12 protein-coding genes are annotated in these 13009 nt (G+C 66.0%); 9 read left to right on the top strand and 3 right to left on the bottom strand.

The genetic code is table 11. The annotated features are described in order from the left end of the window. The first annotated feature begins 3 nt into the window (after positions 1–3). Positions 4–978: a quinone oxidoreductase family protein gene (locus EYZ64_RS14930; protein WP_135460018.1), complete on the top strand. Its 975-nt coding sequence runs from the start codon at positions 4–6 to the stop codon at positions 976–978. 98 nt (positions 979–1076) lie between these two features. Here EYZ64_RS14930 and EYZ64_RS14925 read toward each other — a convergent pair whose 3' ends face one another. Together EYZ64_RS14925 and EYZ64_RS14920 are read right to left on the bottom strand one after the other, a co-directional pair. Continuing rightward, positions 1077–2006, bottom strand: coding sequence for a DUF1254 domain-containing protein (locus tag EYZ64_RS14925; protein ID WP_210115653.1), 930 nt, complete (start codon positions 2004–2006; stop codon positions 1077–1079). A 72-nt stretch (positions 2007–2078) separates the two neighbouring features. Further along, positions 2079–3011, bottom strand: coding sequence for a heme o synthase (locus EYZ64_RS14920; protein WP_135454282.1), 933 nt, complete (start codon positions 3009–3011; stop codon positions 2079–2081). Between the two features lie 233 nt (positions 3012–3244). Here EYZ64_RS14920 and tkt point away from each other — a divergent pair, with 233 nt between their 5' ends. The 5 genes from tkt to pgl are packed head-to-tail and all read left to right on the top strand — an operon-like array spanning position 3245 to position 9635. After that, complete coding sequence (gene tkt / locus EYZ64_RS14915) at positions 3245–5335, top strand: transketolase (RefSeq protein WP_135460017.1); 2091 nt, start codon at positions 3245–3247, stop codon at positions 5333–5335. Positions 5336–5361: 26 nt separating this feature from the next. Beyond that, positions 5362–6477, top strand: coding sequence for a transaldolase (gene tal, locus EYZ64_RS14910; protein ID WP_135454280.1), 1116 nt, complete (start codon positions 5362–5364; stop codon positions 6475–6477). After that, positions 6474–8024: a glucose-6-phosphate dehydrogenase gene (gene zwf / locus EYZ64_RS14905; RefSeq protein WP_135454278.1), complete on the top strand. Its 1551-nt coding sequence runs from the start codon at positions 6474–6476 to the stop codon at positions 8022–8024. The genes tal and zwf overlap by 4 nt, the downstream gene beginning before the upstream one ends. Further along, positions 8024–8935, top strand: a complete 912-nt coding sequence (gene opcA, locus EYZ64_RS14900) for a glucose-6-phosphate dehydrogenase assembly protein OpcA (RefSeq protein WP_135454276.1) — start codon at positions 8024–8026, stop codon at positions 8933–8935. Before zwf ends, opcA begins: the two co-directional genes overlap by 1 nt. Next, positions 8928–9635 carry a 6-phosphogluconolactonase gene (pgl, locus tag EYZ64_RS14895; RefSeq protein ID WP_135454274.1) on the top strand — a complete coding sequence of 236 codons (708 nt, stop codon included), beginning with the start codon at positions 8928–8930 and terminating at the stop codon, positions 9633–9635. Before opcA ends, pgl begins: the two co-directional genes overlap by 8 nt. Before the next feature lie 9 nt (positions 9636–9644). Here pgl and EYZ64_RS32050 read toward each other — a convergent pair whose 3' ends face one another. Then, positions 9645–9800: a hypothetical protein gene (locus EYZ64_RS32050; RefSeq protein ID WP_167857837.1), complete on the bottom strand. Its 156-nt coding sequence runs from the start codon at positions 9798–9800 to the stop codon at positions 9645–9647. Positions 9801–9850: 50 nt separating this feature from the next. On the opposite strand from EYZ64_RS32050, the gene EYZ64_RS14890 reads away from it, so the two are divergent. From EYZ64_RS14890 to EYZ64_RS14880, 3 genes are all read left to right on the top strand, one after another. Then, a complete protein-coding gene (locus tag EYZ64_RS14890; RefSeq protein WP_135454272.1) occupies positions 9851–10228 on the top strand; it encodes an ATPase in 378 nt (125 codons plus the stop codon). Positions 10229–10433: 205 nt separating this feature from the next. Next, positions 10434–11729 (top strand): MFS transporter, encoded by a 1296-nt coding sequence (locus EYZ64_RS14885; RefSeq protein WP_135454270.1) that lies wholly within the window; start codon positions 10434–10436, stop codon positions 11727–11729. Then, a complete protein-coding gene (locus EYZ64_RS14880) occupies positions 11729–13003 on the top strand; it encodes an ABC transporter substrate-binding protein (RefSeq protein ID WP_167857836.1) in 1275 nt (424 codons plus the stop codon). Before EYZ64_RS14885 ends, EYZ64_RS14880 begins: the two co-directional genes overlap by 1 nt. Positions 13004–13009: the final 6 nt, after the last annotated feature.

Below are 13009 nucleotides of genomic sequence, written 5' to 3'. Positions count from 1 at the left end.
GGCGTGTATGCCATCGAAGTTGCAGAGACCGGCGGACCCGAAGTCCTGAGCTACGTCGAGCGGCCCGAGCCCTCCCCGGGCCCCGGCGAGGTACTGATCAAGGCCGAGGCGGTCGGCGTCAACTTCATCGACACGTACTTCCGGTCCGGGCTGTATCCACGAGACGTTCCGTTCATCGTCGGTTCCGAGGTGTGCGGCACCGTCGCCGCGGTCGGCGACGACGTGGCCGCGCTGGCCGTCGGCGACCGCGTGGTGACCGCCAACGCGACCGGCGCCTACGCCGACTTCTGTGTCGCCCCAGCCGATTTCGTCGCCTACGTACCCGACGGTGTGGCGCCCGACGCCATCGCATCGGCGCTGCTGAAAGGCATGACCGCGCACTATCTGATCAAGTCCACCTATGCCGTGCAGCCGAGCGACACCGTGCTGGTACACGCCGGCGCCGGCGGCGTCGGCCTGATCCTCACCCAGTGGGCCACCAGCATGGGCACCCGGGTGATCACCACTGCCTCGACGCCGGAGAAGGCCGAGCTGTCCCGGCAGGCCGGCGCGATCGAGGTGCTCGACTATCCCGAGGATCCGACCGAATTCGGGGACAAGATTCGCGATCTCACCGGCGGGGCGGGTGTGGCCGCCGTCTACGACGGGGTCGGTGCATCGACGTTCGACGCCAGCCTGGCCAGCCTCGCGATTCGCGGCACGCTGGCCTTGTTCGGTGCGGCCAGTGGTCCGGTGCCGCCGGTGGACCCGCAGCGGCTCAACGCGGCCGGCTCGGTGTTCCTGACCCGGCCGACGCTGGCCCACCACACCCGCACACCCGATGAATTCTCATGGCGTGCGGGAGAATTGATCAACGCCATCGCGGACGGGTCGATCACCATCACCGTCGGCGGTCGCTACCCGCTGGCCGAGGCGGCCCAGGCCCACACCGACCTGCAGGGCCGCAAGACCGTCGGCTCGATCGTGCTGGTGCCCTAGGCCGCACCCGGCAACCGCCGATTTCTACATCAGGGCTGCGGATCCGACCGACCGATCGACAGCCCTGATGTAGAAATCAGGCTCGACGCACAGGTCCCCTAAGCCGGCTCGGCGTCGGGGAACGTCCAGGAACCGTCGAGGATCTCGGGCCTCGGCCGGTACAGCCGCACGATGTAGTTCCAGCCCTCGGTGATCGGCAGCAGGTTGGCCGCGTCGCCCCCGCCGAACTGCACCGTGGTGGAGCCGTCGGCGTCCCTGACCGCGGTGACGTTGTTCAGCGAGTAGGCGTTCTGCGGGTTCGCGGTGAAGTAGCCGTCCTTGTTGTAGACCGTCACCGACCAGAACCCGTCCACCGGGACGTCTTTCACGGTCAGGCGGTGCACGGTGGTGCCGTCGTTGCGGGCCGGCACCACTGTGAGATAGAACGCATCGCGTGCGGGATTGCCGCCCCAGGCGAACGCCGAGCCGATCAGATGCCGGACCGGCTCCACTTCGTACTTGGGGCCGAACATTCCCCTGGTGTCGGCCACGGTGGTGGACAACGCGATGAGTGCATCGCGAACCGTCTTCTGACTGACCGGATCCCACTGCGGGATCTCGAAGAATCCCGGCTCGGCCTGCGAGACGGTGATCGCGTCCTGCAACGCATGCACCGCGGCCAGGTCCGCGGTATCGCCCGGATCGACCAGGGTGCGCACCGCCGCGATCGCGTAGCGGGTGTCGACGGAGTCGCGGCTGAACGTCACCTCGCCCGGCGCGTAGGCCACATTGGTGGTGTAGTGGTCCTCGCTGATGATCTGCAGCGACATGAACCGGCCCGCGTTCTCGGGCAGCGTGATGGTGACCGGCCCGCCGTCGAGATCGAACACCGCCGCGGAATAGAGCGTGTCCCGGTTCTGCCGGATGACGAGCTGGTGGTCGATGGGGGTCAGCTCGCGGTTGTGGAAGAACTTTCCGAAACCACCGTCCTTGACTGCATTGGCGAAGTACAGGTCGGATTCGGCACGCGCGAAGTTGTCAGGGCTCACCAGTTCGGTCATGCCCACAACGCTGCCACACCAACGGTGTCGGGGGCAGCTGGACCGGATAAGCGATGGCGCCTAGTGACCGAAGATCGTCGGCAGCGCGAGTGCCGAGTCGATTGCCAGCGCGCAGAACACCACGGCCAGGTAGTTGTTCGACTGAAGGAACAACCGCAGCGGCTTCACCGGCTCGCCGCGCTTCACCCCGGAGTACAGCTGGTGGGCCATCACCAGGAACCAGGCGCCTGCCAGCAGGGCCACGGCTCCGTAGAGCCATCCGGTGGCCAGTGCGAGCACCAGCGTGGTGAGCACCGTCACCCAGGTGTAGATCAAGATCTGACGGGTGACCTCACGCTCGGTGGCCACGGCGGGCAGCATGGGCACCCCGGCCGCCTTGTAGTCGTCCTTGTAACGCATCGCCAGCGCCCAGGTGTGCGGCGGTGTCCAGAAGAAGATGATCAGGAACATCACCAATGCGGGCCACTGGATGGTGCCGGTCACCGCGGACCAGCCGATCATCACCGGCATGCACCCGGCTGCCCCGCCCCACACCACGTTTTGTGAGGTGCGGCGTTTGAGCAGCAACGTGTAGACGAAGACATAGAACGCGATCGTGGCGACTGCCAGCACACCGGACAGCAGATTCGATGTCCACGTCAGCCAGCAGAACGCCGTCACCGACAGCACGAGTCCGAAGATCAACGCGTGCCGCGTGGGCACGGACGCCTGGGCCAGCGGCCGGCGCGCGGTCCGCTTCATCACCTTGTCGATGTCGGCGTCGGCCACACAGTTGAGCGTGTTGGCGCCGGCAGCGGCGAGCATGCCGCCGATCAGGGTGTTGAGGATCAGCAGCGGGTCAACGGTGCCTCGGTCCGCCAGCAACATCGCCGGAATGGTGGTGACCAGCAACAACTCGATCACACGCGGCTTGGTCAAAGCCAGATACGACAGGAAGGTGGACCGTACTCGGCTAGGCGCCCCATGAATGAGCCGGCGCTCGCGAATGCTCACGCAAATAACTCCTCGGGTGGCGTCACGCGGCTTCTACTACACACGATGGTAGACCGCCGCCCGAGTGGCTCGGCACTGCAGGGTCCGTTCCGGGGCAACAACGGGGTAAACGACCGGGTATCGGTGTGAGAACCAGTCTGCATCCGATGAGTCCGCCCCACTAGGGTGTTTGTCGTAGCAGCATGGCAACTGCGCGCACGTGCCGGCAGATAGATGACGAGGAAGTGAGCTTAGTGACCACCGCCGAAGAGATCACCGCTCTCACCCAGCCCAACCACCCAGATGACTGGACCGAACTCGACAGCGTTGCCGTCGACACCGTCCGGGTGCTCGCGGCTGACGCGGTGCAGAAGGTCGGCAACGGCCACCCGGGAACAGCGATGAGCCTGGCTCCCCTCGCTTACACGCTGTTCCAGCGGCAGCTTCGCCACGATCCCAGCGACACCGAGTGGATCGGCCGCGACCGTTTCGTCCTGTCCTGCGGGCATTCCAGCCTGACCCTGTACCTGCAGCTCTACCTCGGCGGGTTCGGCCTGGAGCTGGCCGACATCGAGGCACTGCGCACGTGGGGTTCGCTGACCCCCGGCCATCCCGAGTACCACCACACCAAGGGTGTGGAGATCACCACCGGTCCGCTCGGCCAGGGGCTGGCGTCGGCGGTCGGAATGGCCATGGCGGCTCGCTACGAGCGCGGCCTGTTCGATCCCGACACCGCGCCGGGCGAGAGCCCGTTCGACCACTACATCTACGTGGTGGCCTCGGACGGTGACATGGAGGAGGGCGTCACCAGCGAAGCGTCGTCACTCGCGGGCACCCAGCAGCTCGGCAATCTCATCGTGTTCTGGGATGACAACAAGATCTCCATCGAGCACAACACCGACATCGCGTTGAGCGAGGATGTGCCCGCGCGCTACCGCGCCTACGGCTGGCACGTCCAGGAGGTCGAGGGCGGCGAGAACGTCGTGGGGATCGAACAGGCGATCGCCGAGGCCAAGAAGGTCACCGACAAGCCCTCGTTCATCGCACTGCGGACCATCATCGGCTACCCCGCCCCCACCAAGATGAACACCGGTGGCGTGCACGGCTCGGCGCTGGGCGCCGACGAGGTGGCAGCCACCAAGAAGATCCTGGGCTTCGACCCCGACAAGAGCTTCGACGTGCGCGACGACGTGATCGCCCACACCCGTGAGCTGGTCACCCGCGGCAAGCAGGCGCACGCCGACTGGCAGCTGACCTTCGATGCCTGGGCCGAGCGTGAGCCCGAGCGCAAGGAGCTGCTGGACCGGCTGCAGGCGCAGAAGCTCCCCGAGGGCTGGGACGCCGACCTGCCGCACTGGGAGCTCGATTCCAAGCCGGTGGCCACCCGCGCCGCTTCCGGGGCCGTGCTGGCCGCCGTCGGGCAGACGCTGCCCGAGCTGTGGGGTGGTTCGGCCGATCTCGCCGGTAGCAACAACACCACGATCAAGGGCGCGAACTCGTTTGGGCCGCCGTCGATCTCGACCGAGGACTGGAATGCGACCTGGTACGGCCGCACCCTGCACTTCGGAATCCGCGAGCACGCGATGGGTGCCATCCTGTCCGGCATCGTGCTGCACGGCCCGACCCGCCCGTACGGTGGAACATTCCTCCAGTTCTCGGATTACATGCGGCCGGCCGTGCGTTTGGCCTCATTGATGAACATCGATCCGATCTACGTGTGGACGCATGATTCGATCGGTCTCGGCGAGGACGGCCCGACGCACCAGCCGATCGAGCACCTGGCGGCGTTGCGCGCGATCCCCAACCTGTCGGTGGTCCGCCCGGGTGATCCGAACGAAACTGCCTACGCGTGGAAGACCGTGCTGGAGCGCACCGCCAGCACCGGCCCGGTGGGGTTGATCCTGACCCGCCAGGGCGTCCCGGTGATCGAGGGAACCAGCGCCGATGGTGTGGCCCGCGGTGGCTACGTGCTCGGTGGAACCCCCGACGAGAACCCTGACGTGGTGATCATCGCCACGGGGTCCGAGCTCCAGCTTGCCGTCGCAGCGCAGAAGCTGTTGGCGGACAAGGAGATCAACGCCAGCGTGGTGTCGATGCCATGTGTCGAGTGGTTCGAATCGCAGCCCAAGGAGTACCGCGATTCAGTGCTGCCGCCGGCGGTTTCGGCCCGGGTGGCGGTCGAGGCCGGGGTGGCGCAGAGTTGGTACAGACTGGTCGGAGACACCGGCGAGATCGTTTCGATCGAGCATTACGGCGCCTCGGCCGACGACAAGACGCTGTTCCGTGAGTTCGGTTTCACCCCCGAGGCTGTGGCGGCCGCGGCGGAACGATCCCTAGACAACTGACAGACGACTGGCAGGAGAAGGCGAATATGACTCAGAACCCGAACCTCGCGGCGCTGAGTGCCGCGGGTGTATCCGTCTGGCTCGACGATCTGTCGCGCGAGCGGCTGCAGACCGGCAATCTGCAGAATCTGATCGATACCCGCAGCGTCGTGGGGGTGACCACCAACCCGTCGATCTTCCAGGCGGCGCTGTCGAAGGGCACCGCCTACGACGCTCAGGTCTCCGAACTCGCCGAGCAGGGCGCCGACGTCGACGACACCATCCGCACCGTCACCACCGACGACGTCCGCAACGCGTGCGACGTCCTGGCCAAGCAGTACGAGGCCTCCAACGGCGTCGACGGCCGGGTGTCGATCGAGGTCGACCCGCGGCTGGCCCACGACACCGACAAGACGATCCTGCAGGCGATCGACCTGTGGAAGATCGTCGACCGGCCCAACCTGTTGATCAAGATCCCCGCGACCCTTGCCGGCCTGCCCGCCATCACCGCGGTGATCGCGGAAGGCATCTCGGTCAACGTCACGCTGATCTTCTCGGTCGAGCGGCACCGCGCTGTCATGGACGCCTACCTGGCCGGCCTGGAGGCAGCCAAGGAAGCCGGCCACGATCTGTCCAAGATCCACTCGGTCGCATCGTTCTTCGTGTCCCGGGTGGACACCGAGATCGACAACCGGCTCGAGAAGATCGGCTCCGACGAGGCTTTGGCCCTGCGGGGCAAGGCCGGGGTGGCCAACTCGCGCCTGGCCTACGCGGCCTATGAGGAAGTCTTCGGCGGTGAGCGCTTCGCGGCGCTCAAGGGCGACGGCGCCCGTGTGCAGCGCGTGCTGTGGGCGTCCACCGGCGTCAAGAACCCGGAGTACTCCGACACGATGTATGTCACCGAGTTGGTCGCACCGCACACCGTGAACACCTTGCCGGAGAAGACGCTGGAAGCGGTCGCCGACCACGGCAAGATCACCGGCGACACCATCAGCGGGACCGCGGCGGCATCACAGGAAACCTTCGACAAACTCAGCGCCGTCGGCATCGACCTGGTCGATGTGTTCAAGGTGCTCGAAGACGAGGGTGTGGACAAGTTCGAAAAGTCGTGGCAGGAACTGCTCGACGCGACACAGGGCCAACTCGACGCCGCCAAGAAATGAGCCCGGCCAGCGGCAGGCTCGAAACCGCCTGGCGTAACCCGTTGCGGGACAAGCGCGACAAGCGCATGCCCCGCATCGCGGGGCCGTGCGCAGTGGTGATCTTCGGCGTCACCGGTGATCTGGCCCGCAAGAAGTTGATGCCGGCCATCTACGATCTGGCCAATCGCGGTTTGCTGCCACCCAGCTTCGCGCTGGTGGGCTTCGCCCGCCGCGATTGGGCGGACGAGGATTTCGGCAAGGTCGTCTACGACGCGGTCAAACAGCACGCCCGAACGCCGTTCCGCCAGGAGGTCTGGGATCGCCTGGCCGAGGGATTCCGGTTCGTACAGGGCACTTTCGACGATGACGCCTCGTTCGAACGACTCAAGGACACCCTGCACAAACTCGATGTCGAACGCGGCACCAGCGGTAATCACGCGTTCTACCTGTCGATCCCGCCGAAGGCGTTCCCCCAGGTCTGCGAACAGCTGTCGAAGTCCGGTTTGGCGGACAAGCCGGAGGGCAGCTGGAGCCGGGTGGTCATCGAAAAGCCGTTCGGTCACGACCTCAAGAGCGCCGAGGAACTCAACGCGGTGGTCAACAGCGTGTTCCCGGAGTCGTCGGTGTTCCGCATCGACCACTATCTGGGCAAGGAGACCGTCCAGAACCTCCTGGCACTGCGCTTCGCCAACGAGATGTTCGAGCCGGTGTTGAACTCGCACTACGTCGACAGTGTGCAGATCACGATGGCTGAGGACATCGGCCTCGGCGGGCGCGGCGGCTACTACGACGGGGTCGGTGCCGCCCGCGACGTCATCCAGAACCATCTGCTGCAGCTGCTGGCGCTGACCGCCATGGAGGAGCCGGTGAGTTTCTCCCCCGCAGAGCTGCAGGCCGAGAAGATCAAGGTGCTCTCGGCAACCCGGCTCGCCGAGCCGCTGGACGAGACCACTTCCCGGGGGCAGTACGCCGCAGGCTGGCAGGGCGGAGAGAAAGTAGTCGGTCTGCTGGACGAGGAAGGCTTCTCGAAGACATCGACCACTGAGACGTTCGCCGCCATCACCCTGGATGTGGACACTCGCCGCTGGGCCGGCGTGCCGTTCTATCTGCGCACCGGAAAACGCTTGGGCCGCAGAGTCACCGAGATCGCGCTGTTGTTCAAGCGTGCGCCACACCTGCCGTTCGATGCCACGATGACCGATGAGCTCGGCCAGAACGCACTCGTGATACGGGTGCAACCGGACGAAGGAATCACCCTGCGTTTCGGGTCCAAGGTTCCCGGCCACATCATGGAAGTCCGCGATGTCAGCATGGACTTCTCATATGGCTCGGCCTTCGCCGAGGAGTCACCGGAGGCCTACGAACGCCTCATCCTCGATGTCCTGCTGGGCGAGCCATCGCTGTTCCCGGTCAACGCCGAGGTCGAATTGTGCTGGAAGATCCTGGATCCCGCACTGGAGTACTGGGCTACGCACGGTAAGCCCGATTCGTACGAGTCCGGAACGTGGGGCCCCGATTCGGCGTTCGAGATGTTGCGCCGGTCGGGCCGGGAATGGAGGCGGCCGTAATGATCGTCGATCTGCCCGAGACCAATACCGGGGCAATCAACAAGAAGATCGTCGCTCTGCGTGAGGAGGGCGGTGCGATCACCCTCGGTCGGGTACTGACGCTGGTCATCGCCCCCGATACCGAAGCGGTGCTCGAGGAGTCGATCGAGGCGGCCAACTGGGCCAGCCGTGAGCATCCGTGCCGCGTGATCGTGGTGATTCCCGGGGACCGACTGACCACCGAGGCCCGGCTGGATGCTCAGCTGCGGGTGGGCCGCGACGCCGGCGCCAACGAGGTGGTGGTGCTGCGATTGTCCGGTCCACTGGCCAACCACGCCAGCAGTGTGGTGACGCCGTTCCTGCTGCCCGACACCCCGGTGGTGACCTGGTGGCCCGACCTCGCGCCTGCCGTCCCCGCACAGGACCCTCTGGGCAAGTTGGCGATTCGCCGGATCACCGACGCCACCAATGGCACTGATCCGCTGGCCTGCATCAAGAGCAGGCTCAACGGCTATACCGCCGGTGACACCGATCTTGCCTGGAGCCGCGTCACCTACTGGCGTGCCTTACTGGCCGCGGCGATCGACCAGCCGCCGCACGAACCCATCACTTCCGCGCTGGTGTCCGGGCTCAAGGACGAACCCGCACTTGACATCCTGGCCGGCTGGTTGGCCAACCGGATCGACGGACCCGTGACCCGGACGACCGGTGAACTGAAGGTGGAGCTGACCAGGCCGAGTGAAACCGTCGCCCTGGTACGTCCGCAGACCGGCGTCACCGCCGTACTGAGCCGTACCGGCAAGCCGGATGCGTTGGTGCCGCTGGCCCGCCGCGAGGCCAAGGAGTGCCTGGCCGAGGACCTACGCCGCCTCGATGCCGACGAAATCTACTACGACGCCCTCACGGGCATCGACAAGGTGAGTTATGTCTGAACGCATCATCGAGACCTACACCGACGCAGACGAATTGGCGAAAGCGGCGGGCGCGAGACTGGTCGGGGCGATCACCTCGGCCATCGCCACCCGCGGGGCGGCGGACATCGTGCTGACCGGCGGCACCGTCGGGATCGCGTTGCTGCGCCATGTCGCCGGGGCCGAGATCGAATGGTCGAACGTCCAGCTGTACTGGGGCGACGACCGCTACGTGCCGCAGGGCGATGCCGAACGTAACGACCAGCAGGCGCACGATGCGCTGTTGGAGAGCATCAACATTCCGCCGGCGAATGTGCACCGGATGGCTACCAGCGACGGCTTGTTCGGTGACGCCATCGACGATGCCGCCGCCGCATACGAACAGGAGCTGCCGGCCCAGTTCGATGTACACCTGCTGGGTATGGGTGGTGAAGGGCACATCAACTCGTTGTTCCCGGACACCCCGGCGGTGCGCGAGACCACCCGGTTGGTGGTCGCGGTGACGGACTCCCCCAAGCCGCCACCCCGCCGAATCAGCCTGACCCTGCCCGCGATTCGACGGTCTCGCGAGGTCTGGCTGGTGGTGTCCGGCGAGGCGAAGGCCGATGCGGTCGCCGCCGCGGTCGGCGGTGCGGATCCGGTCGATATTCCCGCCGCCGGCGCCATCGGTCAGGAGAAGACCATCTGGCTGCTCGACGAGGCTGCGGCCGGCAAGCTCTGAGCCGACCGCCTAGTCATCCGCGGCACCGCCGTGCCGCTCGCTCGTCGCGTCCGCCAAGGCCTCGGCATAACCGGCCAGATAATCGGCCACCACGCGGTTGGGGGTGACCCGGTCGGCCGCACCGGCCGACCGGGCTCGGTGTTCGCAGAATTGCCGCACAATCATTCAGACGCGGTTCGTCCACGTTTGGTTCCCTACCGGCCATACTTGCTGGCATGGCAGACAAAGGAGACGGCCCTGCCCGCCCGAACTCCGGACGGCAGCGAATACGAACCTTGACGCAGGCCGCGCTCAACGCCGACATGACGGTGGAACAGGTCGACACCCTGCTCACCGATCTGAGCAGCACACTGGTCGACCTGAACAAGACGACCGGGGGCCTGGATGCCACCCTGGACCGGTTCAACGACACCATCACCCGCATCGATGAACTCGCGCCCCGCCTCATCGGCGTCGTCGAACGTCTGGAGTCGATCGTGGACCGCGTCGAAGCCATCGTCGAGATCGGAGAAGCGGTGATGTCGCCGCTGGCAGCGACGGAGAGCGCGGTGCGCGGGATGATCAGCCGGGTCCGCAAGAGCACAGGTCTGTAGGTCCGGCCCGTTCGGCACCTCCGTTACAGTGGTTGCCATGGGTGCCGAATTCGATCGCGCAGACGCACATTCCGTGCGCGTCGCTGCGTCGTTCGCACCTAGTTTGCTGGCGTCGATCTGGAACCGGGCCCGTCTGGCGCCGCTGAAGAGGATCTCGGGTTAGCTCCGCTGCCCATTTGATCCCTGCTATCAGCTTCGAGGCGTCATGAAGCCGTCCCTATACGCCGTTGCGGCGTCGCTCTACCTGACCGAATACACCCTCTACTCCAACTCGTCGTCTGCTGTGCTGTTGAACTCAGCGGTTGCCGACCAGTTCGGCATCCCGTTCTCACAGGCCGCTTACATCGGTGTGGCATTCCTGGCCGGATTCTGTCTGGCGTTGCTGCCCGCGGGCGTGCTCTCGCACCGCTGCCGGCCCAAGCCCGCGTTCTTCGCCAGTTCGGCGGCGCTGGCCGTGCTAGGTATCGCGGCCGGTCTCAGTCCCGAGTTCTGGGTCCTCATCGCGTTGCGGTTCTTGCAGGGCATCGCCTCGGCTGTGCTCGCACCTCAGATCTTTCGGATCATCCGGGCGCAGTTCTATCCGGACCACCATTCGGCCGTCCTGGGCGCCTGGGGCCTGGTGGTGTCGGCATCTGCCTTGTGCTCACCACTGATCACCGCACTGCTCAACGATCTGTGGGGTTGGCGCTCGTTTCCGTACGAGACCGTGGTGACCACCATCGTGGCGATGGTGCTGCTGGGCCTGGCACCGGGGTACCCGGCTTCGCCCGAAGAGGGCGCCACGACTGACCGGGAGACGATCCCGGTCGTCGGCCTCGCCGTGGTGCAGTTGGCGATCTTCCTGGCGATCGGCTGGTCCACCACGCTGAACACCAAGGTGGTCCTGCTCTCGGTGGCGATGCTGCTCGGGCTTGCCGTGATCGTCCTGCGCGGCCGGTCACAGCCGCGCGTGCTGTCGGCAAGCCTGGTCGTGGTCTTCGTGGCCGGCATCGCGACGAACGTGTTCACGCTGTCGGTGGTGTATGTCCTGCAACAGGTGCGAGGGCTGAATTCCTATGGCTCAGCACTGTTTCTGTTGCCGATGGCGTTCTTCGCCGGGCTGATCCCGATGTTGGGGTTCGGCAGGCCCGGGGACAATCGGAAGAGCACCCGTCTCGTGTGTGTCGGCTCGGCATTCCTGATCGTGGCCGGGCTGAGCCTGACCGCACAGCTACTACTGGTCAGTGCGGCGCTGATGGGCGCCGCGATGGGATTCCTGTGGAGTTCGTTGGCCAGTAACGTGCTGACCAATTCGACGCACATCCCGTTCGATTCCAGCCTGTACCACTATCTTCGGGCGTTGGGCGCCGCGATCGGGGTGGCAGCGGGAGCGACGATGGTCGACGGCCTTGGCCCCACACTGTTCGGCGGGACGGCCGTGCTGGTGACGGTGACCGGGCTGGTCGCGACGCTGGCGGCCTTCTCTGCCTGGCGGGCAACACAATTGGCACGGGTGCGATGATGCGCGCCCTCACGTTCGGCTGGCCGACTCACCAGCTCACCGACGATCCGCGACTGGCGTACAACAGCATCTCGAAAACGTACTGCCGGCTGATCTATGAGAGCCTGCTCGACATCGACCCCGGCACCGGGAAACTGTTGCCGTGGCTGGCCACCTCGTGGAACTACCGCGACCCGCTCACCCTCGACCTGAGGATCCGGCCCGACAGGCGTTTCTCCGACGGAACACCGCTCACACCCGAGGCGGTGGCGCAGAGCTTCTCGGGCATCACTGCCCTGAAACAGGTTTCACCGCTGCCCGCTGCCGTCACGATGCTCACCGGACTCGACCGTATCGAGGCCGGGACCGGCACGGTGACATTTCACTTCGTGCGCCACAACGCGGCGTTCCTACGGTCGCTGGCCGGCGTGAACCTGGCGATCCGCAAGGCCCCCGGCTTGGGCACCGGCCGGTGGCGGTCGATCGAGGGTGGGGTGACGGACGGATCTCGCCGGTTGATTTTCCGCAAGGCCGACACCGGTGACCTGCACGCCGGGTTGACCGATGGCTACGTCGTCGCCGAACTCCACAACCCGGGCATCAGTTACGGGTTGTGTCCCAACGCATCCCGCGGCCCGCTCACCGACAACAGGATCCGGCGTGCACTGTCGTTGTTGATCGATCGTCAAGCACTGCGTCCGATCCTGGACGCCGCCGGGTACACGGTCGCGTCCTCGGTACTCACGCCGACGGCTGACTGCTACCGCGACTGCTCGGCCGAACTCGCCTACGACCCGGCGACCGCCCACCGACTACTCGCGACGACAGGCGCGCAGCGGCTGTCGTTCGACGTGGTGTTCAACAGCACCTTCTCCCCCGTCGACGCCGCAATTCTCACCGCGGTCGCCGCACAGTGGAAGCAACACGGCATCGAGCTCACCCTTGCCGATGTCGACTTCCCCGAATTGCGCAGCCGCCAGCAGTCCGGCGACTACGACTTCCGGTTCTTCTATTTCACGGGCAGTGACCCCGATCTGTTGCGATACCAGTTCGCCGTCGGCCAGCGGAACATGAACCGCCGCGCCCGGCCCGACGACCTCGACACACTGCTCGACGCCCAGCTCACCTGCACGGATCCCGACGCCCGACGGGCGATGGTGCACGACATCCAGGGTCGGATCCTCGCGGGCGGCCTGTGGCTGCCGCTCTGCAATGTCCGCACCGTCACCAGCTATCGGCCCGGCGCGCTGTCCGGTGTCCACCTCGACGCCGAGGCCCTGGCCCGAATCCCCTGAACCTGA

The organism is Mycobacterium sp. DL99 (genome assembly GCF_004762045.1).
Taxonomy (GTDB): Bacteria; Actinomycetota; Actinomycetes; order Mycobacteriales; family Mycobacteriaceae; genus Mycobacterium.
This window is presented reverse-complemented; position numbering and strand designations above follow the sequence as displayed.

Bases quoted from the DNA above. Each gene is read 5' to 3' on its own strand.
- tal (WP_135454280.1), top strand. From the start codon at position 5,362: ATGACTCAGAACCCGAACCTCGCGGCGCTGAGTGCCGCGGGTGTATCC.
- pgl (WP_135454274.1), top strand. From the start codon at position 8,928: ATGTCTGAACGCATCATCGAGACCTACACCGACGCAGACGAATTGGCG.
- zwf (WP_135454278.1), top strand. From the start codon at position 6,474: ATGAGCCCGGCCAGCGGCAGGCTCGAAACCGCCTGGCGTAACCCGTTG.
- opcA (WP_135454276.1), top strand. From the start codon at position 8,024: ATGATCGTCGATCTGCCCGAGACCAATACCGGGGCAATCAACAAGAAG.
- EYZ64_RS14880 (WP_167857836.1), top strand. From the start codon at position 11,729: ATGCGCGCCCTCACGTTCGGCTGGCCGACTCACCAGCTCACCGACGAT.
- EYZ64_RS14890 (WP_135454272.1), top strand. From the start codon at position 9,851: ATGGCAGACAAAGGAGACGGCCCTGCCCGCCCGAACTCCGGACGGCAG.
- EYZ64_RS32050 (WP_167857837.1), bottom strand. From the start codon at position 9,800: ATGATTGTGCGGCAATTCTGCGAACACCGAGCCCGGTCGGCCGGTGCG.
- EYZ64_RS14885 (WP_135454270.1), top strand. From the start codon at position 10,434: ATGAAGCCGTCCCTATACGCCGTTGCGGCGTCGCTCTACCTGACCGAA.